Below are 19892 nucleotides of genomic sequence, written 5' to 3' on the forward strand. Positions count from 1 at the left end.
GTGGGCGGGCGGTTCACGGAGCGGCCTCCGCCGGTGCCTCCGGGGCCCCGGCACGCTGTTCCTGCGCCGCCCCCATCCGTACGACCGGCCGCGCGACCAGCACGAACAGCAGCAGTACACCGGCTCCGGCGGCCACGTACGGGATGTTGACCTCGACCAGCTTGGCGACCGCGCCGCCGGCCAGCGCGCCCAGCGGGATGGTGCCGGTGCCCACCAGGCGGTAGACGCCGTTGAGGCGGCCCAGCTGGTCGGGCGGGGTGGTGGCCTGGCGGAAGGAGACGGTCAGCGCCTGGTAGACGGCGGCGCCGAGCGTCATGAGGGCGAAGCCGGCGGCCGCGACGAGCGCGTGCCGCACCAGGCCGGTGAGCAGCATGGCGACGCCCATCAGGACCATGCCGCCGAGCGCGGCCGGGAAGAGCCCGAAGCGGCCGGCCAGCCGCGAGTTGAGCAGTCCGCCCACGATGCCGCCGAGCGCGCCGACCGCCAGGAACACGCCGAACGCCGCTTCCGGGAGGCCGAGCCAACGCACCACGTAGAGGACTTCGAGGGTGCCGGTGACACCCATGAAGAAGTTCAGCGCGCCGAGCATGCCCGCGAGGGTGGCCAGCAGCCGGTCGGTGCGGAGCAGGCGTACACCGTCCAGGATCATGGTGCGCCAGCGCGGCGCGTCGCCCGGCCCCGTGGTCCGGCCGACGGGCGCGGGAAAGCGCGGCAGGGTGACCAGCAGGACCACCCCGAGCAGGAACGACACCCCGTCGATCAGGAACGGCAGGCCCGCGCCGGCGACGAAGGCGAGGCTGCCGAGCGGCTGCCCGGCCGAGTCGCGGAAGATCAGCTGCGCCACGTGGAGGCGCCCGTTGGCGGCGGCGAGCCGGTCCGTGGTCACCACCATCGGCAGGTACGACTGGGACGCGACGACGTGCACCGTCTCGCCCAGCCCGAGCACCGCCGCCACCGCGCAGACCACCGGCAGGCTCACCACGCCCGTGACCACGGTCAGCGTGAGGACCAGGACGGCGGCGGCCCGCAGCAGGTCGATGCCGATCAGCAGGGAACGCCGGTCGGCCAGGTCCGCCCAGACCCCGGCCAGCGGCGACAGCAGCAGCGGCAGCCAGTTGGCGACCGTGACCAGGGAGATCAGCAGCGGGTCGGTGGTCAGGGAGAGGGCGAGCAGCGGCAGGGCGGTGAGCCGTACGCCGTCGCCGAGCGCGGAGACCGCGGTGGACGCCCACAGCCGCCCGAAGGGCGTGAAGCGGCCGCGGGGGACGTGCGCGCCCGGCCCCTCCGTCATTCCCACGGTTTTTCCGTGCCGTCGCCGGACCACAGGTCCGGGCCCGTCGCGGTGAGGGTGGTGGGCGCGGCCTGGCGCTGCGGCACCAGGTGCAGGCGCTGGAGGTCCGCCGGGGCGTCCGCGGCCGGCTCGCGGCCGTCCTGGCAGGCGCAGGGCTTGGAGTCGAAGCCCGCGAAGCGGTAGGCGACCTCCATGATCCGGTTGCGCTCGGTGCGCCGGAAGTCGGCCTCCAGGTGCACACCGGCCCGGGTGGCCTGGTCGGCGATCCAGCGCAGGACGTGCGTACCGATGCCGAAGTTGACCACGCGGCAGGAGGTGGCGAGCAGCTTCAGGCGCCAGCTGGCCGGCTGCCGCTCCAGCAGCGCCACGCCGACCGCGCCGTGCGAGCCGAAGCGGTCCTCGACGGTGGTGACCAGCACCTCGTGGTCCGGGTCGGTCAGCAGGGCGCGCAGGTCGGCGTCGGAGTAGTGCACGCCGGTGGCGTTCATCTGGCTGGTGCGCAGGGTCAGTTCCTCGACGCGCGCGAGGTCGTCCGCGTCGGCGCGGGCGATGCGCATCCGCATGTCCAGGGAGCGCAGGAAGTCCTCGTCCGGCCCGTTGAACTCGCTCTGGGCCGCCTCGCGCCGGAACTTCTCCTGGTACATGGCCCGGCGGCGGCGCGCGTCGCCGGTGACGGTGGGCGTGAAGTCGGCGAGGTCCGGCAGGCCGGCCGCCTCCGCCGCGTCGTAGCAGCGCACGTCCGGCAAGTGGTAGGCGACCTCGGCGCGCTCGGTGTGCTGGTCGTCGATGAACGCGATGGTGTGCTGCGCGAAGTTCAGCTGTTCGGCGACGGCGCGGACGGCGTCCGACTTGCGGCCCCAGCCGATGTGCGGCAGGACGAAGTACTCGGCGACGCCCAGCGCCTCCAGCCGTGCCCAGGCGTCGTCGTACTCGTTGCGGCTGGCGACCGACTGGAGGATGCCGCGCTCGTCGAGGGCGCGCAGCGTCTTCAGGACGCCGGGGCGCAGCCGAAGCTCGTCGTTCTCCAGCAGGGTGCCCTGCCACAGGGTGTTGTCCAGGTCCCAGACCAGGCACTTCACCGCGGGGCGCGCCGCCCCCGTCGTGGTGCCGGTCTCCGCCGTGCCGCTGCCCGCCATGCCGGTCATACCTCCCAGAGGGTCACGGCCCACGCCGCGACCGGGCTGTTGTTCAGGACGAGGACGAGGTCGCCGGGTGCCAGTTCGCCGCGGGCCAGCAGCCGGTCCAGGTTGAGGACCACATCCATGGCGCCGAGGTGGCCGTACGCCTGGAGGTGGTCGGTGCACACGGGGTGGATGGGCAGGCCGAGGAGGGTCTCGTAGAACTGGAAGGCCGGCGCGGTGACGTTCTGCATGAGGGTGGCGGCGATCCGCTCCCGTTCCACGCCCGCGTCCGCGAGGACCTGACCGACCAGGCGCTTGAGGTGCTGCTGGCTGTGCAGGGCCAGTTCGAAGCGGTAGCGGTCGGCGGAGTTGACCTCCTCGCGCCACTCGTACCAGGGGGCGTTCTTGTAGTCGACCTGGAGGAGGTCGTGGAAGCGGCCGTCGGTGTGCTGGCGGTGGGCGCGCAGTACGGGGCGGCCGCCGCGCACCAGGGTCATGGCGAAGGCGCCGTCGCCGACGACGGTGACCGGGTGGCGCACCCGGTCCAGCGCGACCGGGCGGCTGGCGTGCGCGATCATGACGGACCGCCGGGCCGGGTCGGCGACGAGGAGGTCCCGGGCCAGCGACCAGGCCGCGCTGGAGCCCGTACAGCCCAGGCCGTCCAGCACGAAGGAGAACGCCGGGGTGAGCCCGGCCTCGGACGCGATACGGCCGGATTCGGAGCCGAGCAGCACCTCGGGGGCGCGGGCGCCGACCACCACCAGCACGTCGGGGTCGGGGGCGGCCGTGTCCCGCTCGCGGAGGGCGCGGACGGCGCGGGCGGCGAGGCTCGCCGCCCCGGGTTCGCCGGTGAACCGGCCGACCGTACGGATGCCGCAGCCGAGCGCGAAGTCCGCTTCGTCGCGCGGCAGTTGACCGATCTCGTCCAGCTTCTCGACGGGTATCAGCTCGTCGGGCAGGAGGCAGTGGACGGCCCCCACCCCGACGGTCGTGTCCGGCCCTCCGCCCGCGTCCGTGCGGCCGCCCGTGTCCGTCGTCGTCATCCCCGGCCCGTCCGTACGTGGTCCGCGAGGAGCAGCTGGCTGATCTCCGTGCTGCCCTCGATGATTTCCATGAGTTTGGCGTCGCGGTAGGCCCGCGCCACCGGGTGGCCGTCGCGCGCCCCGCGCGAGGCCAGCACCTGGACGGCCGTGGCGGCGCCCTGGACGGCTTCCCGGGAGGCGACGTACTTGGCGACCACGGCCTGGGTGCCCAGCTCCGGCCGGTTCTCGTCCCAGCAGGTGCTGGCGTGCTCGCAGCAGCGCAGCGCGACCTGCTCGGCGACGGCCAGTTCGGCCAGGTGCCGGGCGACCAGCTGGTGGTCGGCGAGCGGCTTGCCGAACTGCTCGCGGGTGCGCGCGTGTGCCGCCGCGCTGTCCAGGCAGGCCCGCAGGATGCCCGCGCAGCCCCAGGCGACGGAGAGCCGCCCGTAGGTCAGCGCGGCGGTGGCGAGCAGGGCGACCGGCAGGCCGGCGCCGGAGAGCAGGTGGCCGGCGGGCACCCGTACGCCGTCGAGGTGCACGTCGGCGTGGCCCGCGGCCCGGCAGCCCATCGGGTCCGGCACCCGTTCGATGCGGACGCCCGGCGCGTCGGCCGGTACGACCACCGCGGCCGCGCCGGAGCCGTACGTCCCGAAGACCACGAGCAGGCTCGCGTAGGCGGCGCCGGTCACCCAGACCTTCGCGCCGGTGACGTGCACGGTGTCGCCCTCGCGGCGGATCTCCGTGCGCATCGCCGACAGGTCGCTGCCCGCGCCGCTCTCGGAGAACGCCACACCGGCCGTCTCGCCGCCGGTGAGCCGGGGCAGGAACGTGCCGCGCTGGGCCGCGGTGCCGAAGCGCTGCACGGTCCAGGCGGCCATGCCCTGCGAGGTCATCAGCGAGCGCAGCGAGCCGCACAGCGACCCGGCGTGCGCGGTCAGCTCGCCGTTGGCCCGGCTGTCCAGGCCCAGGCCGCCGTGTTCCGCGGCGACCTGCGCGCACAGCAGTCCGCGCCGGGACGCCTCCCGTACGGTCTCCGCGGGGATGCGGCCGGCCAGGTCCCATTCCCCGGCGCGGTCGCCGACGAGTTCGCCGAGCGCGGCGCGGGCGTCGTCCGCGGTCGCCTGTGCCGTCACGCGCCCGCCGCTCCTTCGCCGCGCAGCCGCTGGACCAGCGCGGTGATGGCGGGCACGGTGCGGAAGTTGTCCAGGGTCAGGTCGTCGCCCTCGACGGTGATCCGGAACTCCTGCTCGACGTACTGGAGCAGTTCCAGGGAGAACAGCGAGGAGAACGCCCCGGAGGCGAACAGGTCCTGGTCCACGGCCCAGTCGCCGCCGGTGCGCTCGCCCAGGAACGCCACCAGGCGCTGCTGCACCGCCGCGGCGCCGGGTCCGGTCGCCGCGTCCTGGTTGTCGACGGTGGTCATGCGCGCGTTCCTCCGTAGGAGTAGAAGCCGTTGCCGGTCTTGTGGCCGAAGTCGCCGTCGCGGACCTTCTCCAGGAGCAGGTCGCAGGCGCGGTATCCGTCGTCGCCGGTGCGGTCGTGCAGCACCTTGAGGGTGTCGACGATGTTGTCCAGGCCGATCAGGTCCGCGGTGGCCAGCGGCCCCGTACGGTGCCCGAAGCAGCCGGTGAAGACGCGGTCGACGGACTCGGCGGAGGCGCGGCCCTCGGCGACCAGCCGGGCCGCGTCGTTGATCACCCGCATCAGGATGCGGTTGGAGACGAAGCCGGGGCCGTCGCCGACCACGATCGCCTCCCGGTCCAGGGCGGTCAGCAGCCGGTCCAGTGTGGCCATCGCCGCGTCGCCGGTGCGCGGGCCGCGGATCACCTCGACCGCGCGGATCAGGTAGGGCGGGTTCATGAAGTGGGTGCCGACGACGTCCTCGGGCCGCTGGGTGTGGCCGGCCAGCTCGTCGACCGGCACGGCCGAGGTGTTGGAGGCGACGAGCGTGCCGGGGCGGACCGCCGCCGAGATGGCGGCCAGCGCCTCGGCCTTGGCCTCGGTGGTCTCGGTGACCGCCTCGATGACGGCCGCCGCGGACTCCAGGCCCGCGCTGGAGGTGTCGGTGATCAGCTCACCGTCCGGGCCCTTGGGCAGCTTGCCCAGCAGCCGCGCGTGCCGCAGCTGCCGGCGCACCGCGCCGCGGGCCCGCTCCAGCTGCTCCTTCGACACGTCGGTGAGCAGCACCGGCAGGCCACGGCCCACGGCGAGCGTGGCCAGCGCCGTACCCATGACACCGGCCCCGACGATGGCCAGCCGACCGTCGCCCCATTCCTCGTCCATCGTCGTCCTGCCGCTCGTCTCGTCGGTCGTTCCGTCGGTGGTCACTGCGCCGCACCTTCCGTCACATCGGTCAACAGGGCCGCGAAGGCCGGGCGTCCGGCGAGGTGGCGCAGGGCCCGCAGGGCGCGTGCGCCGTCCAGGCGGGGGTCCAGGCCGTGCTCGTCCAGCCAGGGCCGCCACAGCCGGCTCTCCACGTCCACGCGTGGCGTGTCCAGGTCGTGGGTCTCGTACAGCGCCATGGTCGACAGCACCGGGTCGCCGGTCTCCAGCGCCCGCCGCCCGGCCAGCCGCGCCCACTCGGCGACCGGCACGCCGCGGGTCGGCATGCCCAGCGCGGCCAGTTCGGCGAACAGCGCGGCGAAGGTGGTGGTGCCCTCGCCGACCAGGTGGTACGCGCGGCCGACGGAGCCGGGCTCGCGGCCGAGCCGCACGACGGCGCGGGCCACCAGGTCGATGGGCGCCACCGGCAGCGGCATGTCGTCCGCCGGGTGGGCGCCGATGGCCAGGCAGGCGGCGATCAGCCGCCAGAGCAGGTCCAGGTCGTTGCAGGCGCCGGTGGCGGTGTCGCCGCCGATCAGGCCGGGGCGGAAGACGCGCACGCGCATGCCGTCCCGCTCGGCCTTGTCCAGCAGGCGTTCGCTGACCCACTTGGAGATGCCGTACCCGCCGGCGTCCGGATCAAGGGGCTGTTCGCGGCGCTCCAGCAGCCGGCCTTCGGAGCCGAGGGCCTGGCCGCAGGCGGCGAGGGTGGAGATGTAGCTGATGTCCGCGATGCCGTGGCGGCGCATCCAGCCGAGGAGGTGGTACGTGGCGAGGGTGTTGGCCGGGCGCAGGACCTCGTACGGCTCGGTGAAGACGACATGGGCGCCGCAGTGCACGACGTGGCCGATGCGGCGGGCCAGTTCGCCGTCCCCGTAGGACTCGCACACCTCGGCGATGTCCCGCAGGTCGCCGGGCACGACGCGGACGCGGCCCGGGTCGGGCTCGGGCAGCCGGAAGCGCGCGGCGGCCTCGCGCAGGCGCCGCCGGCCGTGCTCCTCGTCGTCGGCGCGCACCAGGCAGTAGACGCGGCTGTCGCGGTGGCCGGGGTCCTGGAGGAGTTCGTGCAGCAGGAAGGCGCCGACGAAGCCGGTGGCGCCGGTGAGCAGTACATCCGGGCCGGGCGGTGTCTCGCGGGGCGCGAGCGGGGGGAGTTCGAGGGCCAGGTCGGCGTCGACGAGGGCGGCGTCCTGCGCGGCGCCCGCCGCTTCGGCGGGCTCGCTCTCCGTACGGCCCGACGCGCCGCGGATCGCTTCGGCGACGCGGGCGACGGTGGCCTGGCTGCCGCCGGTGCGGTGCAGGTTGAGCAGTGTGCCGTACCGCTCCTGCACCTCCAGGGTCATCCGCAGGCCGAGCAGGGAGGTGCCGCCGAGGGCGCCGAAGGTGTCGTGCGGGCCGATGCCTCGGGTGCCGAACAGCTCTTCCCAGAGGGCGATCAGTTCGCCTTCGAGTCCGGCGGGCCGGCCGGCGGGCGCGCTCGGCCGGGCGGGCTCCTGGGGAGCGGCGCCCGGCAGGTCGAAGACCGAGTCGTCCAGCGCCGAGCAGCGGCGCCGGGTGAACGGGTACGTGGGCAGCGTGACGCGGCGGCCGGTGCCGTCGTCGAGCGCGCGGGCGTCCACCGGGACGCCGTGCAGCCAGGCGTCCGCGAGGGCCGCGGCGATCCGTTCGCCGAGGCCGGCGCCGCCCTCCGCGGAGATCACGGACCGGCCGGGGCCGCTCTCCCCTTCGCCGACGATGATCAGGTGGGCGTCGGCGGGCAGCGCCTCGGGCACGGCATCGTGCTGTTCGGTACGGCGGCCGAGCGCCGCCAGCAGGGCCGTGCGTATCTCCTCGGCGCGCTCCCCGGCCGCGGTGACGGCCAGCACCGGGCGGCGGGTGCCCGCGCGGACCGTGCGGGCGGCGGGCGGGCGGGGCAGGCGCAGCGCGGCGGCCAGCCGGTCGGGGGCCGCGGTGACCACCCGGCGTTCGGTGAAGTCCTGCCGCCCGACGCGCAGGGTGTGGGCGATGTCCCCGACCGGGGCACGGTCCTGGTCGATCTCGTCGGCCAGGCGGCGGGAGAGCGCGTCCAGTTCCGTACGCGTACGGGCGGAGAGCTGGAGCCGTACGACGGGCCGGGCGGGCGCGGAGGGGCGGACCGGCTCCGGGGGCGGGGCGAGGACGACGGACGCGTTGGCGCCGCCCAGGCCCATCGAGTTGACCAGCACCTGGCGTCCGGGGTCGGTGCAGCGCTCCAGGTCGGTGGGGACGTAGAAGGGGCTGTCGGCGAGGACGCCGGGGTCGCGGGCGTGCTCGAACATCGGGTGCGGGACCAGGTGGCCGGTGCGGGCGACGTGCACCGCCTTGATCAGCCCGGCGATGCCGGCGGCCGATCCGGCGTGCCCGATGTTCGCCTTGACCGTGCCGAGCGCGATGTGACCGCGGCCGGCCGGACGGCCGCCCGCCGCGCGCAGGCCGTCGATGAAGCCGCGCAGCTCCACCTGGTCGCCGAGCGGTGTGCCGGAGCCGTGCGCCTCGGCGTAGCGCAGGTCGGCGGGGTCGGTGCCGGCCACCGTGAGCGCGGCGGCGACCACCGAGGCCAGGCCGTCGGGGCTGGGCGCGGTGAAGCCGGGCCGGTGGGCGCCGTCGTTGCCGACCGCGCTGCCGCGGATCACCGCGAGGACCGGGTCGCCGTCGGCGAGCGCGTCGGCCAGGCGGCGCAGCACGACGACGCCGATGCCGGAGCCCGCGCCGGTCCCGGTGGAGCGGATGTCGAAGGCGCGGCAGTAGCCGTCCTCGGACAGGACGCCGCCGGGCTGGTAGCGGTAGCCGACGGAGGGGTACGACAGGCCGCTGCCGCCCGCCAGCGCGATGTCGCACTCTTCGGAGAGCAGGCTGAGGACCGCGTAGTGCACGGCGGTCAGCGAGGAGGAGCAGGCGGTCTGGACGGCCATCGAAGGGCCGCGCAGGCCGAGCTTGTACGAGACGCGGGGCGCCATGAAGTCGATGCCGCCGCCGAGTTGGAGCGTCAGGTCGTCGAAGGCGGCGGGCCCCTCCGTACGGGCGCGGGCGTACTGGAGGAGTGTGTTGTACGTGCTGTTGCTGGCGCCCGCGAAAACACCGACCTGCGGGCCGTTGTCACCGTTCGGCAGGTGACCGGCCCGCTCCAGGCCCTCCCGGCACGCCTCCAGGAACAGGCGCTGCTGCGGGTCGATCAGCTCGGCCTCGACGGGCGGGTAGCCGAAGAACTCCGCGGCGAACAGCTCCGGGTCCTCGACCCATCCGGCCCGGGTCACGAAGCCGGGCGCGGCGGCGGCCTCGGCGGACACACCACAGCGGCGCAGGTCCTCGGCGGGGATGTCCCGGAGCGAGACCACGCCCTTGTCGAGGTTGCTCCAGAACTCCTCGGGAGTCGCGGCCTCCGGGAACCGGCAGCCGACGCCCACCACCGCTACGGCGGTCTCGCTGTTCATCGCGCGGCGGGCCCTTCCGCCCGCTCCGGGCCGCTGTCCGCGCGCCCGCGCCGGGCGCTGCCGAGCAGCCGTCCGCGGCCGGCCGCGGCGGCCACCGGGGCCGGGGCCTCGGGCTCGTACGACGGGTCCAGCAGCCGGGCCTGCGCGCGCACCGTGTCGTGCCGGAACAGTTCGGCGACCTCCAGCTCGCGGCCGGTCAGGTCGGACAGTTCGTCGCTGAGCATGACCAGCAGCATCGAGTTGCCGCCCGCCTCGAAGAACCCGGTCTCCAGGGGCGCTTCGTCGATGCCCAGCACGTCCTGCCACGCCTGGCGTACGAGCTGGAGCGGGTCCGCCGGGACGGACGCGCTGTCTTCGGGGTTCACCACGGGGGCCTCCGGGAGGGTGTCGGGATCAAGCACGCCGCGCCGCCGCCGTCTCGAAGAAGGCGCGGGACCGGGCCATCGCCCGGCCGACCTTGTCGTAGGCGTTCTCCGGGTCGGCGAACGGGCCGACCTCGACGCCGATCCACCCGGCGCCGACGGCGAGGAGCTGTTCGGTGAAGGCGGCCATGTCCGCGACGCCCTCGCCCGGCACCAGGTGCTCGTGGAAGGTGCCGTTGGAGTCGGAGTAGTCCACGCTGTTCACCCGGCCGGCCAGCCGGCCCACCTCGGACGCGGCCACCCCCGCGACGACCAGGTGGGAGACGTCGACGTTGGCCTGGAGCGCCGGGGAGTCCACGTCGTCCAGCAGCCGGACGAGGTCGTCGACGTCGGTGATGAGCGAGGTGTCCATGGGCTCGGGCTTGACGCTCAGCCCGATGCCGCGCGCCTCGGCGTACTCGGCGAGGCGGCGCACCGAGGCGACCAGCAGTCGCCACTGCGCCTCCTCGGGCCACATGGCACGCCAGAACCAGTCCCCCAGCAGCAGCTTCATGACCTCGCCACCCAGGTCGCGGGTGAGGTCCACATGCATTTCGGCGCGCTTGAGGTGGAATTCCCGTACGACATCGCGGAAATCACTGAGGCCGAAAGCGTGACAGGCCGTCAAACTGATCGGCAGGCCGACCGCTTCCGCGTCACTGCGGAATTGCAGCAGCCTTTCCTGGTCCAGTTCCATCGCCTCTTCGACGATGCAGATCCATTCGGCGCCCAGATCGGCGGCGGCCCGCCAGGCGTCCTTGCCCTTGTACGGGGAACCGTAGAACGCCTGGTCCACCAGCAGCCCGAGGCTTGTCTGACCGGTCATGGTTGGTTCCGCTCCTAGTCGGTGCGCATTCAGGACGTGGACGGCACAGGGATTCGGCCGCGCCGGCGCGGAAAGAGGCCGGCCGGGAATTCCGTTGTGATCGATGGCGGTCGGTGCGGAGCGGGCGCGGGGTCGCGGAGCGGCGAAATGCCCGCCGGTACGCAGGGGACCCGGTGCCGCTCACGGCAGGCACGGTCCGCTCGTGGAGATGGACGGCGGTCGGCGTTCCGGCTCCGGACGCCGGACCGGGGCCCGCTACGCGGCGGCGTCCGCCGGGCGGCGTGGTGGTGCGGTGCGGCGGCCGGCGGCCCGCCGGGCCACGCTGCCGGAGCGCGCGGCGATGCCCGTCACCGCGTCCGCTCTCTCGTCGATTGCCATCATTCGCGCCCCCGTCGGCCAACGATCCTGACGACCTGTTGCGGCCCTGTCGAACACGGGGATGCTAGCACGCGTCTCTGTGCGCACTCTATGCCGAAATGTCACCTCATGAAGCGGCGACCGATGACGAATCCGCAGCTCAAGAGGGGTGGTTGGACGAAGCCACCGAAAGCGGGAGAGGGCGTTGCGAAGGCCCCGGACGGCACCGGCCGACGGCGTGGACACCGGCTCCGGCGTACGCCCGCGGCCGGGACACACGGCTCCACGACGCTCCCGCGCCGGGCCGTGGGCGGCCGGACGCCGCGCACCTCCCGTCCGGCCGCGCCGAGTTGTTACTGTGCCGTCGCGGAGCGGCCGCACGGGCGACTCCAAGAAGCCTGAGAAGCAGGAGAATCCATGCCCAGCCGCATCATGCTGAATCCCGGTGACACCGCGACACTGGACCTGACCGATCCGCGCACCCACGCCGAGTACGACCTGTTCGAGGTGTGGCGGCACCTGCGGAAAACGCAACCGTTCCACTGGCACCCGTCCATCGGCGGCGCGCCGGGCTTCTGGGTCGTTTCCCGGCACGCGGACGTTTCCGAGATCTACCGGGACGACAAACGGTTCACGTCGGAGAAGGGAAATGTGCTCACCACGCTGCTGATGGGCGGCGATTCGGCGGCGGGCATGATGGCCGCGGTGACGGACGGGCCACGGCATTCCGACATCCGCAAGATCCTGCTCAAGGCGTTCTCGCCGCGCGCTCTCGAAGGCGTGGTGGAGAACATCCGGCAGTCCACCCGCGCGCTGGTCGCCGAGGCGGTCGCCCGCGGGGAATGCGACTTCGCCCGGGACGTGGCCGCGGACATCCCGCTCACCGCGATCTGCGACCTGATGGGCGTGCCCGGGGCGGACCGCGCGAAGGTGCTGGAGCTGACCGCGACGGCCCTCGGCAACGACGGCGCCGCCCAGTCGCCCGCCGCCGCCTGGCAGGCGCGCAACGACATCCTCGCCTACTTCGGCACGCTGGCCGAGGAGCGCCGCGCGAACCCGGGCTCCGACGCGATCAGCGTGCTGGCCACCGGCACCATCGAGGGCGAGCCGCTGACCATGGACGAGATCGTGGTCAACTGCTACAGCCTGATCATCGGCGGTGACGAGACCAGCCGGATGTCGATGACCGGCGGCGTGCTCGCGCTCGTCGAACACCCCGACCAGTGGCGGGCGTTGCAGAGCGGCGAGGCGGACATCCCCACCGCCGTCGACGAGATCCTGCGGTGGACGACGCCCGCGCTGCACTTCGGCCGGACGGCGCTGGAGGACGTACCGGTCGGCACCCAGGGCCAGGTGATCAGGGCCGGGGACATCGTCACGCTGTGGAACGACTCCGCGAACATGGACGAGGAGGTCTTCGAGGCCCCGGAGCGCTTCCGGCTCGACCGCACCCCCAACAAGCACCTGTCCTTCGGCTACGGCCCGCACTTCTGCCTCGGCGCCTACCTCGGCCGGGCGGAGATCGCCGCCATGCTGACCGCGCTGCGCGAACTGGTGGCGTCGGTGGAGCTGTGCGGGGACACCCGGCGCAACTACTCCAACCTGCTGAGCGGTGTGACCAGTCTGCCGGTCACACTGCGGGCGCGGTAGCGGGGCCGCGGGCCCGGGCCACGGCCGGCGCGGAGAGTACGCGGGCCGGTCGCGGCGCGGCGGCCCCGGTCCGGGGTGCCGTCGGAGGCGCGCCGCGGGTCACTTCACCAGGTCCGCGTAGAAGACGATGTTGTCCGAGCGGTGGCCGTTCACGATCGGGCCGCCGCAGGTGAGCAGGCGCAGTTCGGGGCGGCCGGTGTTCCCGTACACCCGGTCCGTGGGGAAGTGCTTCTTGTCGACCTGCTGGATCTCGCGCACGGCGAAGGTGGCGGTGGTGCCGTCGGCGCGGCCGACCTCGATGACGTCACCGATCTTCATCTTCCCGACGTTCTTCATCAGGGCCGGGCCCCTCGCCGTGTCGTAGTGCGCGACGAGGACGGCCGGGCCCTTCTCGCCGGGGGTGACCCCCTTGGTGAACCAGCCCGCCTTGTCCGCCTTGTCCACCGGGGGCACGTCCAGTTCGCCGTCGCCGGTGAGGCCGAGCGGGAGGACCGGGCGGCTGTCCACCCCGGCCGACGGGATCCGTACACGGGTGGGCTCGGACCGCTGCATCGGCGCGGCGGCCTGTCCGGCCGGCCGGGTGGCGGCGTTGTCCATCCGTACGTCCGGGCCGGGGCCGCCGCCACAGGCGGTCAGGACGCCGCAGGCGGCGAGCGCGAGGGCGCTCAGTGCGGCGATCGGTGCGATCCGTCCGTTGCGGCCGGGGCGAGACGTGGTGGACGTGGTCACGGTGACTCCTGGTGGGTACGGAGAGAGAAGGCCCAGGAGGGCGGTGGGCGGCCGGCAGCCGACCGGAACGGGCCGCTCCGGTGCGGGCGGAGCGGCCCGGGCCCGGACCGGTGGCGCGGCTCAGGCGTCCTCGCGGGCCTTGCGGCGGTGCAGCAGCGCGAAGCCCAGGCCCGCGGCGGCCGCGGCGGCGCCGCCCCCGGCGAGCAGCACGGCCGGGGTGTCCGGCGTCCCGCCGACGCCCTCGGCACCGGCCTTGACGCCGCCCTTCGGCGTGACCTTGGTCTGCTGACCGCCGTCCTGCCGCTGGTTCCCCTTCTCGCCCGGGTGCGCGCCCTTCCTGCCGTCCTTCCCTTCGCCCTTCTTCTCGTCCTTCTTGTCGCCCCCTTCGACCCACGAGGTCAGGGTGCCGTCGGACCGCAGGACGAAATGCGCGCCATTGTGCCGGCCGTAGGCGGGCTTTCCGCCCTTGGTCTCCAGCGTGTCCATCTTGACGAGCTTGCCGGTGCCCGGGTCCTTGGCGTACATGTCGGCCTGGAAATGGTTCGGACCCAGCTTGTAGACCTTGGCGAGGAATCCGCCGGACAGATTCTGCGTACGGACCAGCTTGCGGTCGCCCTTCCGCTGGTCGTTGTCGCCCTTCGGGCCGTTGTCGCTCTTCTGGCCGTTGTCGTTCTTCTGGTCGTCCCGCTTCTGGCCGCCCTTCTGCCGGTCGTCCTTCTGCTGCTGGTCCCCGGCGGCCCCGGGGCTCCCCGCGGTGGTCGGCTGCGGGCTGTCGGCGAAGGCGGCAGCGGCGGGCAGCAGCATCGCGGAACCGGCGACGGCCGCGACGGCGGTGGTGCGGACAAGGCTGCGGCGGCGGGTGATGGTCATCAGGATTTCCTTTTCGGTTGTCCGGACTGAAGATCGCCGTCCGGCGGTGCGCCGACGACACCGTTGAAGCTAGGCAGCCCGCATCACGGCAATTCGCCGGATTTGTAACAACCGGCCGGAGATGCGGACACGGGACGGCAACTCCCGCGCTTTCCGGGTCCCAGGTCCCGGCGGAATTCCCCGTTTCTCGTCCTTGCGGCGGAAAAGCGGCGACCGGGCACTCGGCCTTTCGGCCGGGTACCCGGTCGTTGAAATGCGAAGCTCTGTGCCGCCTCAGCCGCCGAGGTGCACCGGCAGCGACTCGATTCCGTACACGATCGACAGCTTGCGGAATTCCAGCGCGTCCGGCGCCACCGCGAGCCGCATGTTCGGGAACCGCCGCACCAGCGCGGGGTAGGCGGCGCGCAGCTCCATACGGGCCAGCTCGGCGCCGACGCAGCGGTGTATGCCGTAGCCGAAGGCGAGGTGCGAGGGAACGTTGCGGGACGGGTCGAAGCGCTCCATGTCGGGGCCGAGCTTGCCGTCCCGGTCGGCGCCGCTGAGCGAGCACAGCACCACGTCGCCCTTGGCGATCTGCACACCGGCGATCTCCAGGTCCTCGCGCGCGAAGCGCGGGAAGGCCACCTGGACGACGGTGAGGTAGCGCAGCAGCTCCTCGACGTAGCGCTCGGCCGCCTCGTCGCCGTCCTTGAGGGCGGCGAAGTGCTCGGGGTCCTGGAGGAGAACCAGGGCGCCCAGCGCCAGCATGCTCGCGGTGGTCTCGAAGCCGCCGGTCAGCACGCCGTCGGCCAGGCCCGCCAGCTCCTCGTCGCTGACCGAGTCACCGTGCTCCTTGACGATCATGCCGAGCAGGCCGTCGCCCGGATTCTGCCGCTGCTTCTTGACCACCTCACGGAAATAGGCGAGCGATTCCGATATGGCACCGAAGGACGCGTTGGCGCCGCTGAAGAGGTCGAAGCGCGCGGCGCTCAGCCGCTCGAAGTCCGCGCGGTCCTCGTACGGCACACCGAGCAGTTCACAAATGACCAGCGACGGAATCGGCAGCGCAAAGGTTTCCACGATGTCGACCGGCTCACCGGAGCTGCCGGCCTTCTCCATGGCGTCCAGCCGCTCCTCCACGATCTCGTGGATGCGGGGGGTGAGCCGGCCGAGCCGGCGCATGGTGAATTCGGGGGTCAGCAGGCGGCGCAGCCGGGTGTGCACCGGCGGGTCGGCGAATCCGAGGCCGCCGGGGTTCTGGTCGGTGCTGGCGCCGGCCTGGCCGATGAGGTTGGTGAAGTCCGAGCTGAAGGCGTTGGCCTTGCCCAGTACCGCCTTGACCTCGTCGTATCCGGTGACGAGCCACACATTGGCGGCGATCGGCACCGGCAGCTTCGCGATGGGCTCCTGCTCGCGCACCGTCGCCAGCTCGCCCACCGGGTCCAGCCCCTGACGCCGCAACGGCATCAGCACAGAGTCGGGCAAGAAAGACATCCGAGACAGGTCGAAGCCCTTCTTCCGCGTCCTTGCCATATACAGGCGGCCGGCCCAGGCGATGATCCGGGAACGGAGAGTCGTCATGACGCTAATACTGCCTTTCGTCGAGGGGGACGGTCACCCGCCCTCGGCGGCCCCCCGTATGGACTGCCGAACGCCGGGACATCCGCTCGGCGTTCGCGGATGTGACGTGCGCCATGGACCGGTCGGCCGCATCCAGCGTGACGAGCTCAGCCTTGTACATATGTGTGCGCGCGGTCTGAGGTCGAGTTTACAAACTGCCATTGCGCCCAATCACGGAACAACCCTTGTTCGCCCCCTAGGGGCGCCCCGGAGAAGGCCTCGGCAGCCGGACGGTCCGGCGAACCGGCCCCGTTACCGGGCCAGTAGGCCACCCCCGCCGGACACACCGCCGGAGTGGCGCGCGTACCGGACTCCAGAGGTGAAAGCCAACCGTATGCGGGGTGCGCCGCCCACGGTTTCCGTCACGGGCGAACGGGGCAACCCGTACGCCGCTCCTCGCGTCCGGCCGCCCCGGCCCACCCGCGGACGGGCCCACCGGGGAGCGGCCCACTCCACCCGCCCCGGAAAATCGTGCCCGCCCGGCCCGGGATTCCGCGCCCATGCGACCCGCCCGCCGGACGCGCTCCATACCCCGCTCTCCCGGAAACCGTGCCCGCACGGCCCTTCCCTCACGGACCGCCCTTCCCACGCACCCCCGCACCCGCACCCGCACCCGCACCCGGCCACCTCACCCCGCCCACACCGCCCACGCCGCACCACGCGCCCCGCCCGTCCCGACATAAAGGACATATTTCCCGGCGCTTGCTACGTTGCCCGACATGACCGCAACCACGGCGGACGCTCCCCCACCGGGCCTGAGACTGCCCAGACGCCGGGGCACCGAGCTGGTGCTCCTCGTCGGTGCCGTCCTCATCAGCGTCTACGGGTACATCGACGTCGGGCTCGCCCGGCAGAGCGCGGTGCCGGGCGACGCGGTGAGCTACGGCGCGGGCCTCGGCGCCCTGGCCCTCCTCGGCCACCTCGCCGTCAGGTTCCGGGCGCCGTACGCCGATCCCCTGCTGCTGCCCATCGCCGTGCTGCTCAACGGGCTCGGGCTGGTGCTGATCTTCCGGCTCGACCTGGAGACGCCGCGGAACCAGGCGGCGCCCACCCAGCTGGTCTGGTCGGCCCTCGGCGTCGCCCTGTTCGCCGCCGTCGTCCTGCTGCTCCGCGACCACCGGGTCCTCCAGCGGTACGCGTACGTGTCGGTGGCCGCCGGCCTCGCCCTGATGATCGTCCCGATCTTCTTCCCCGCGGTGAACGGGGCCAAGATCTGGATCCGGGTGGCGGGGTTCTCCTTCCAGCCCGGCGAGTTCGCGAAGATCCTGCTCACCGTCTTCTTCGCCGCCTACCTGGCGGCCAACCGCAACGCCCTCACCCATGTGGGCAGGCGGATGTGGCGCTACCAGTTCCCCACCGGCCGGGTGCTCGGCCCGATCCTGACCATCTGGCTGATCAGCGTCGGCGTCCTGGTCCTCGAACGCGACCTGGGGACCTCGCTGCTCTTCTTCGGCGTCTTCGTCGTCCTGCTGTACGTGGCCACCGGCCGCACCGGCTGGATCGCGATGGGCCTGCTGCTCGCCGCCGCCGGCGCCGCCGCCGTGGGCTCCCTCGAACCGCATGTGCACAGCCGGGTCTCGGACTGGCTGCACCCGTTCGCGAGCATCGACGCGGGCCGCGGCGCCGGCCAGCTCGCCCAGTCGCTGTTCGCCTTCGCCGCGGGCGGCATGCTCGGCACCGGCCTGGGCGAGGGCCACTCCGCGCTCATCGGCTTCGCCATGAAGTCGGACTTCATCCTGGCCACCTTCGGCGAGGAGCTGGGCCTGGTCGGCCTGACCGTGCTCTTCCTGCTGTACGCGCTGCTGGTCGCCCGCGGCTACCGGGCGGGCCTGGCGCTGCGCGACCCGTTCGGCCGGCTGCTGGCCGTGGGCCTCGCCTCCCTGCTGGCGATCCAGGTCTTCGTCATCGCGGGCGGGGTGATGGGGCTGATTCCGCTGACCGGCATGGCGATGCCGTTCCTCGCCCAGGGCGGCTCGTCCGTCGTCACCAACTGGATTATCGTCGCGCTGCTCATCCGGATCAGCGACAGCGCCCGCCGCCCGGCCCCGCCCGCCGCCGAGGCCGGGGTCATCGCCGCCGCGCATCCCGGCGGCCGGTCCGGTGCCTCGGCCGGGCCGTACGGGGAGGAGGACACCCCGTACTGGTCCGGGTACGGGTTCGGGCCCGGCGGCGGGAAGGAGCGGGAACGGTGAACCGCTACATCCGCCGGGCCAGCGTCTTCGGCCTGGTGCTGCTCGTCGCGCTGCTTCTGAACGCCGCCCGCGTCCAGGTCTTCGAGGCCGACGCCTACGACGCGAACCCCGCCAACCGGCGCACCGCCCTCACCCGTTACAGCCAGCCGCGCGGGAACATCCTGGTCGACGGCTGGCCGGTCACTGGGTCCCGGGACAGCGGCGGGCGGCTGCGCTACGAGCGCACCTACACCGAGGGGCCGCTGTACGCCGCCGTCACCGGCTACGCCTCCCAGGTCTACGGCACCTCGCTGCTGGAGCACGCCGAGGACGGCGTGCTGTCCGGCACCGACCCCCGGCTCGCCCCGGTCCCGCTGTGGACGGACATCACCCGCGAGCAGCAGCCGGGCGGCGACGTGCACACCACGATCGACGCCGCGGCGCAGCGGGCCGCGTTCGCGGGGCTGGGCGGCAAGAAGGGCGCGGTGGCCGCCGTCGAGCCGCGCACCGGCAAGATCCTCGCGCTGGCCGGCACGCCCTCGTACGATCCGAACGAGCTGGCCGGCACCGGGCGGGCGGTCACCGCGGCCTGGGACCGGCTCAACCGGGGCGGCGAACAGCCGATGCTCAACCGGGCGCTGAAGCAGACGTACCCGCCGGGCTCGGCCTTCAAGGTCGTCACGGCCGCGGCGGCACTGGACCACCGCAAGGTCACGGACCTGGACGCGGCCACCCGCACCCCGAGCCCCTACACCCTTCCGGGGACGTCCACGCGGCTCGGCAATGAGGCGGGCGGCTGCGCGAACGCGTCGCTGCGCCACGCCTTCGAGGTGTCCTGCAACACCGTCTTCGCCCGCCTGGGCGTGGACGTGGGCCTGGACGGCATGACGGAGACGGCGCGGAACTTCGGCTTCAACGACGCGGACCTGAAGATCCCTTCCACCGCCGCCCGCAGCATCTTCGACACCGACATGAACGACGCGCAGCTGGCGCTCTCGGCCATCGGCCAGTACGACACCACCGCCACCCCGCTCCAGATGGCGATGGTCGCCGCGGCGGTGGCCAACGACGGCGAGGTCAAAGCCCCCCACCTGGTGGACAAGGTGACCGCCGCGGACGGCCGAACCGTCTCCGCCACCCGGCAGCGGACCCTGCACCGGGCCATGAGCCGGGACACCGCACGCCGTCTCCAGGAGCTGATGACGGGGGTGGTCACCCGGGGCACCGGGGGCAGCGCGGCGATCGACGGCGCCACCGTCGGCGGCAAGACCGGCACCGCGCAGCACGGGGTGCACAACGAGGGCACGCCGTACGCCTGGTTCATCTCCTGGGCGAAGCGCGACGGCGCGCGCGATCCGGCGGTGGCCGTGGCGGTGGTCGTCGAGGACGCGGCGGCCGACCGGGCGGACATCAGCGGCGGCGGCAACGCGGCGCCCATCGCCCGCGCGGTGATGCAGGCCGCGCTACGGTGACGCAGAGGAAGACCGGGGATGGACGCGGGGCCGTACTTCGCGAGGGGGCAGGGATACGCATGGTACGTACGCACCGGAAGGAACGCGGCCGGCAGGCCGCCGGCCAGAACCGGGGCCCGGCCGCCGTGCTGCCGCTCTCCGAGGTCGAAGCGCTGGCCCGCCGCGCGCACGAAGGACAGACGGACAAGGCGGGGCGCCCGTACGCGGAGCACCTGGCGGCGGTCGCCGAGGGGGTCCGGGCGCGCGGCGGCAACGACGAACAGATCGCCGCCGCCTGGCTGCACGACGCCATCGAGGACGACGCGCTGCCGCCCGCGTGGCTGGACGGCGCCGCGCTCACACCCCGCACCAAGGCGATGGTCCGCGCGGTGACCAAACGCCGGGGCGAGCCGGTCGAGGCGTACACGGCCCGCATCCTGGCCACGCCCGGCGCGCTGCTGGTCAAGCAGGCGGACCTGGCGCACAACGCGGATCCGGCGCGGCTGGCGGTGCTGGACGCGGCGACCCGGGAGCGGCTGACCGTGAAGTACGCCCGGGTGCGGGCGCTGCTGGGGCTGGCATAGGGGTCCGCGGTCCACACCCCGGACACCGCCCTCACAAAGCTGCTCCATA

At 73.3% G+C, this 19892-nt stretch carries 17 protein-coding genes; 4 read left to right on the forward strand and 13 right to left on the reverse strand.

Translation table 11 applies throughout. From position 1 onward, the window contains the following. Nucleotides 1-13: 13 nt before the first annotated feature. The 10 genes from CP973_RS32950 to CP973_RS41510 form a co-directional block, all read right to left on the reverse strand. Nucleotides 14-1291, reverse strand: coding sequence for an MFS transporter (locus tag CP973_RS32950; RefSeq protein WP_150250616.1), 1278 nt, complete (start codon nt 1289-1291; stop codon nt 14-16). Then, a complete protein-coding gene (locus tag CP973_RS32955) occupies nt 1288-2427 on the reverse strand; it encodes an HAD-IIIC family phosphatase (RefSeq protein WP_167538643.1) in 1140 nt (379 codons plus the stop codon). Before CP973_RS32955 ends, CP973_RS32950 begins: the two co-directional genes overlap by 4 nt. Nucleotides 2428-2432: 5 nt before the next feature. Then, entirely contained in the window at nt 2433-3455 is a 1023-nt protein-coding gene (locus tag CP973_RS32960; RefSeq protein ID WP_150247467.1) for a 3-oxoacyl-[acyl-carrier-protein] synthase III C-terminal domain-containing protein, read from the reverse strand. After that, nucleotides 3452-4567 carry an acyl-CoA dehydrogenase family protein gene (locus tag CP973_RS32965; protein WP_150247468.1) on the reverse strand — a complete coding sequence of 372 codons (1116 nt, stop codon included), beginning with the start codon at nt 4565-4567 and terminating at the stop codon, nt 3452-3454. Before CP973_RS32965 ends, CP973_RS32960 begins: the two co-directional genes overlap by 4 nt. Continuing rightward, on the reverse strand, nt 4564-4857 hold the full coding sequence (locus CP973_RS32970) for an acyl carrier protein (protein WP_150247469.1): 294 nt from the start codon (nt 4855-4857) through the stop codon (nt 4564-4566). Before CP973_RS32970 ends, CP973_RS32965 begins: the two co-directional genes overlap by 4 nt. Then, complete coding sequence (locus CP973_RS32975) at nt 4854-5717, reverse strand: 3-hydroxyacyl-CoA dehydrogenase family protein (protein ID WP_150250618.1); 864 nt, start codon at nt 5715-5717, stop codon at nt 4854-4856. The genes CP973_RS32970 and CP973_RS32975 overlap by 4 nt, the downstream gene beginning before the upstream one ends. Nucleotides 5718-5758: 41 nt before the next feature. Continuing rightward, nucleotides 5759-9205, reverse strand: a complete 3447-nt coding sequence (locus CP973_RS32980) for a thioester reductase domain-containing protein (RefSeq protein ID WP_150247470.1) — start codon at nt 9203-9205, stop codon at nt 5759-5761. Then, nucleotides 9202-9573 (reverse strand): acyl carrier protein, encoded by a 372-nt coding sequence (locus CP973_RS32985; protein WP_208853344.1) that lies wholly within the window; start codon nt 9571-9573, stop codon nt 9202-9204. The genes CP973_RS32980 and CP973_RS32985 overlap by 4 nt, the downstream gene beginning before the upstream one ends. Before the next feature lie 25 nt (nt 9574-9598). Beyond that, nucleotides 9599-10432: a sugar phosphate isomerase/epimerase family protein gene (locus tag CP973_RS32990; protein ID WP_150247471.1), complete on the reverse strand. Its 834-nt coding sequence runs from the start codon at nt 10430-10432 to the stop codon at nt 9599-9601. Between the two features lie 255 nt (nt 10433-10687). Continuing rightward, a complete protein-coding gene (locus CP973_RS41510) occupies nt 10688-10810 on the reverse strand; it encodes a hypothetical protein (protein WP_280119043.1) in 123 nt (40 codons plus the stop codon). Nucleotides 10811-11206: 396 nt separating this feature from the next. On the opposite strand from CP973_RS41510, the gene CP973_RS32995 reads away from it, so the two are divergent. After that, the gene (locus CP973_RS32995; protein WP_150247472.1) at nt 11207-12439 is read left to right on the forward strand and encodes a cytochrome P450; all 1233 of its coding nucleotides are present in this window, start codon (nt 11207-11209) and stop codon (nt 12437-12439) included. Nucleotides 12440-12538: 99 nt separating this feature from the next. Here CP973_RS32995 and CP973_RS33000 read toward each other — a convergent pair whose 3' ends face one another. From CP973_RS33000 to CP973_RS33010, 3 genes are all read right to left on the reverse strand, one after another. Further along, nucleotides 12539-13168: a class F sortase gene (locus CP973_RS33000; RefSeq protein ID WP_244410166.1), complete on the reverse strand. Its 630-nt coding sequence runs from the start codon at nt 13166-13168 to the stop codon at nt 12539-12541. Between the two features lie 120 nt (nt 13169-13288). Beyond that, nucleotides 13289-14038, reverse strand: coding sequence for a hypothetical protein (locus CP973_RS33005; protein WP_150247473.1), 750 nt, complete (start codon nt 14036-14038; stop codon nt 13289-13291). Nucleotides 14039-14311: 273 nt separating this feature from the next. Then, nucleotides 14312-15550 carry a cytochrome P450 gene (locus tag CP973_RS33010; protein WP_208853420.1) on the reverse strand — a complete coding sequence of 413 codons (1239 nt, stop codon included), beginning with the start codon at nt 15548-15550 and terminating at the stop codon, nt 14312-14314. Nucleotides 15551-16356: 806 nt separating this feature from the next. Here CP973_RS33010 and CP973_RS33015 point away from each other — a divergent pair. Genes CP973_RS33015 through CP973_RS33025 form a run of 3 tightly spaced genes read left to right on the forward strand, consistent with a single transcriptional unit; the run spans nt 16357 to nt 19843 of the window. Then, nucleotides 16357-17829, forward strand: a complete 1473-nt coding sequence (locus tag CP973_RS33015) for an FtsW/RodA/SpoVE family cell cycle protein (protein ID WP_150247475.1) — start codon at nt 16357-16359, stop codon at nt 17827-17829. Continuing rightward, a complete protein-coding gene (locus CP973_RS33020) occupies nt 17826-19280 on the forward strand; it encodes a penicillin-binding transpeptidase domain-containing protein (RefSeq protein ID WP_150247476.1) in 1455 nt (484 codons plus the stop codon). Before CP973_RS33015 ends, CP973_RS33020 begins: the two co-directional genes overlap by 4 nt. A 59-nt stretch (nt 19281-19339) precedes the next feature. Then, complete coding sequence (locus tag CP973_RS33025) at nt 19340-19843, forward strand: HD domain-containing protein (protein ID WP_244410167.1); 504 nt, start codon at nt 19340-19342, stop codon at nt 19841-19843. The last annotated feature ends 49 nt before the right edge of the window (nt 19844-19892 follow it).

The sequence above is a fragment of the Streptomyces albofaciens JCM 4342 genome (assembly GCF_008634025.1).
GTDB lineage: Bacteria > Actinomycetota > Actinomycetes > Streptomycetales > Streptomycetaceae > Streptomyces > Streptomyces albofaciens.

Excerpts from the sequence above, each read along its gene's own strand:
- CP973_RS32975 (WP_150250618.1), bottom strand. The coding sequence starts at position 5,717 with ATGGACGAGGAATGGGGCGACGGTCGGCTGGCCATCGTCGGGGCCGGT.
- CP973_RS32980 (WP_150247470.1), bottom strand. The coding sequence starts at position 9,205 with ATGAACAGCGAGACCGCCGTAGCGGTGGTGGGCGTCGGCTGCCGGTTC.
- CP973_RS32950 (WP_150250616.1), bottom strand. The coding sequence starts at position 1,291 with ATGACGGAGGGGCCGGGCGCGCACGTCCCCCGCGGCCGCTTCACGCCC.
- CP973_RS33025 (WP_244410167.1), top strand. The coding sequence starts at position 19,340 with ATGGTACGTACGCACCGGAAGGAACGCGGCCGGCAGGCCGCCGGCCAG.
- CP973_RS32960 (WP_150247467.1), bottom strand. The coding sequence starts at position 3,455 with ATGACGACGACGGACACGGGCGGCCGCACGGACGCGGGCGGAGGGCCG.
- CP973_RS33010 (WP_208853420.1), bottom strand. The coding sequence starts at position 15,550 with ATGGCAAGGACGCGGAAGAAGGGCTTCGACCTGTCTCGGATGTCTTTC.
- CP973_RS32990 (WP_150247471.1), bottom strand. The coding sequence starts at position 10,432 with ATGACCGGTCAGACAAGCCTCGGGCTGCTGGTGGACCAGGCGTTCTAC.
- CP973_RS32955 (WP_167538643.1), bottom strand. The coding sequence starts at position 2,427 with ATGGCGGGCAGCGGCACGGCGGAGACCGGCACCACGACGGGGGCGGCG.
- CP973_RS33015 (WP_150247475.1), top strand. The coding sequence starts at position 16,357 with ATGACCGCAACCACGGCGGACGCTCCCCCACCGGGCCTGAGACTGCCC.
- CP973_RS32970 (WP_150247469.1), bottom strand. The coding sequence starts at position 4,857 with ATGACCACCGTCGACAACCAGGACGCGGCGACCGGACCCGGCGCCGCG.
- CP973_RS41510 (WP_280119043.1), bottom strand. The coding sequence starts at position 10,810 with ATGGCAATCGACGAGAGAGCGGACGCGGTGACGGGCATCGCCGCGCGC.
- CP973_RS33005 (WP_150247473.1), bottom strand. The coding sequence starts at position 14,038 with ATGACCATCACCCGCCGCCGCAGCCTTGTCCGCACCACCGCCGTCGCG.
- CP973_RS32995 (WP_150247472.1), top strand. The coding sequence starts at position 11,207 with ATGCCCAGCCGCATCATGCTGAATCCCGGTGACACCGCGACACTGGAC.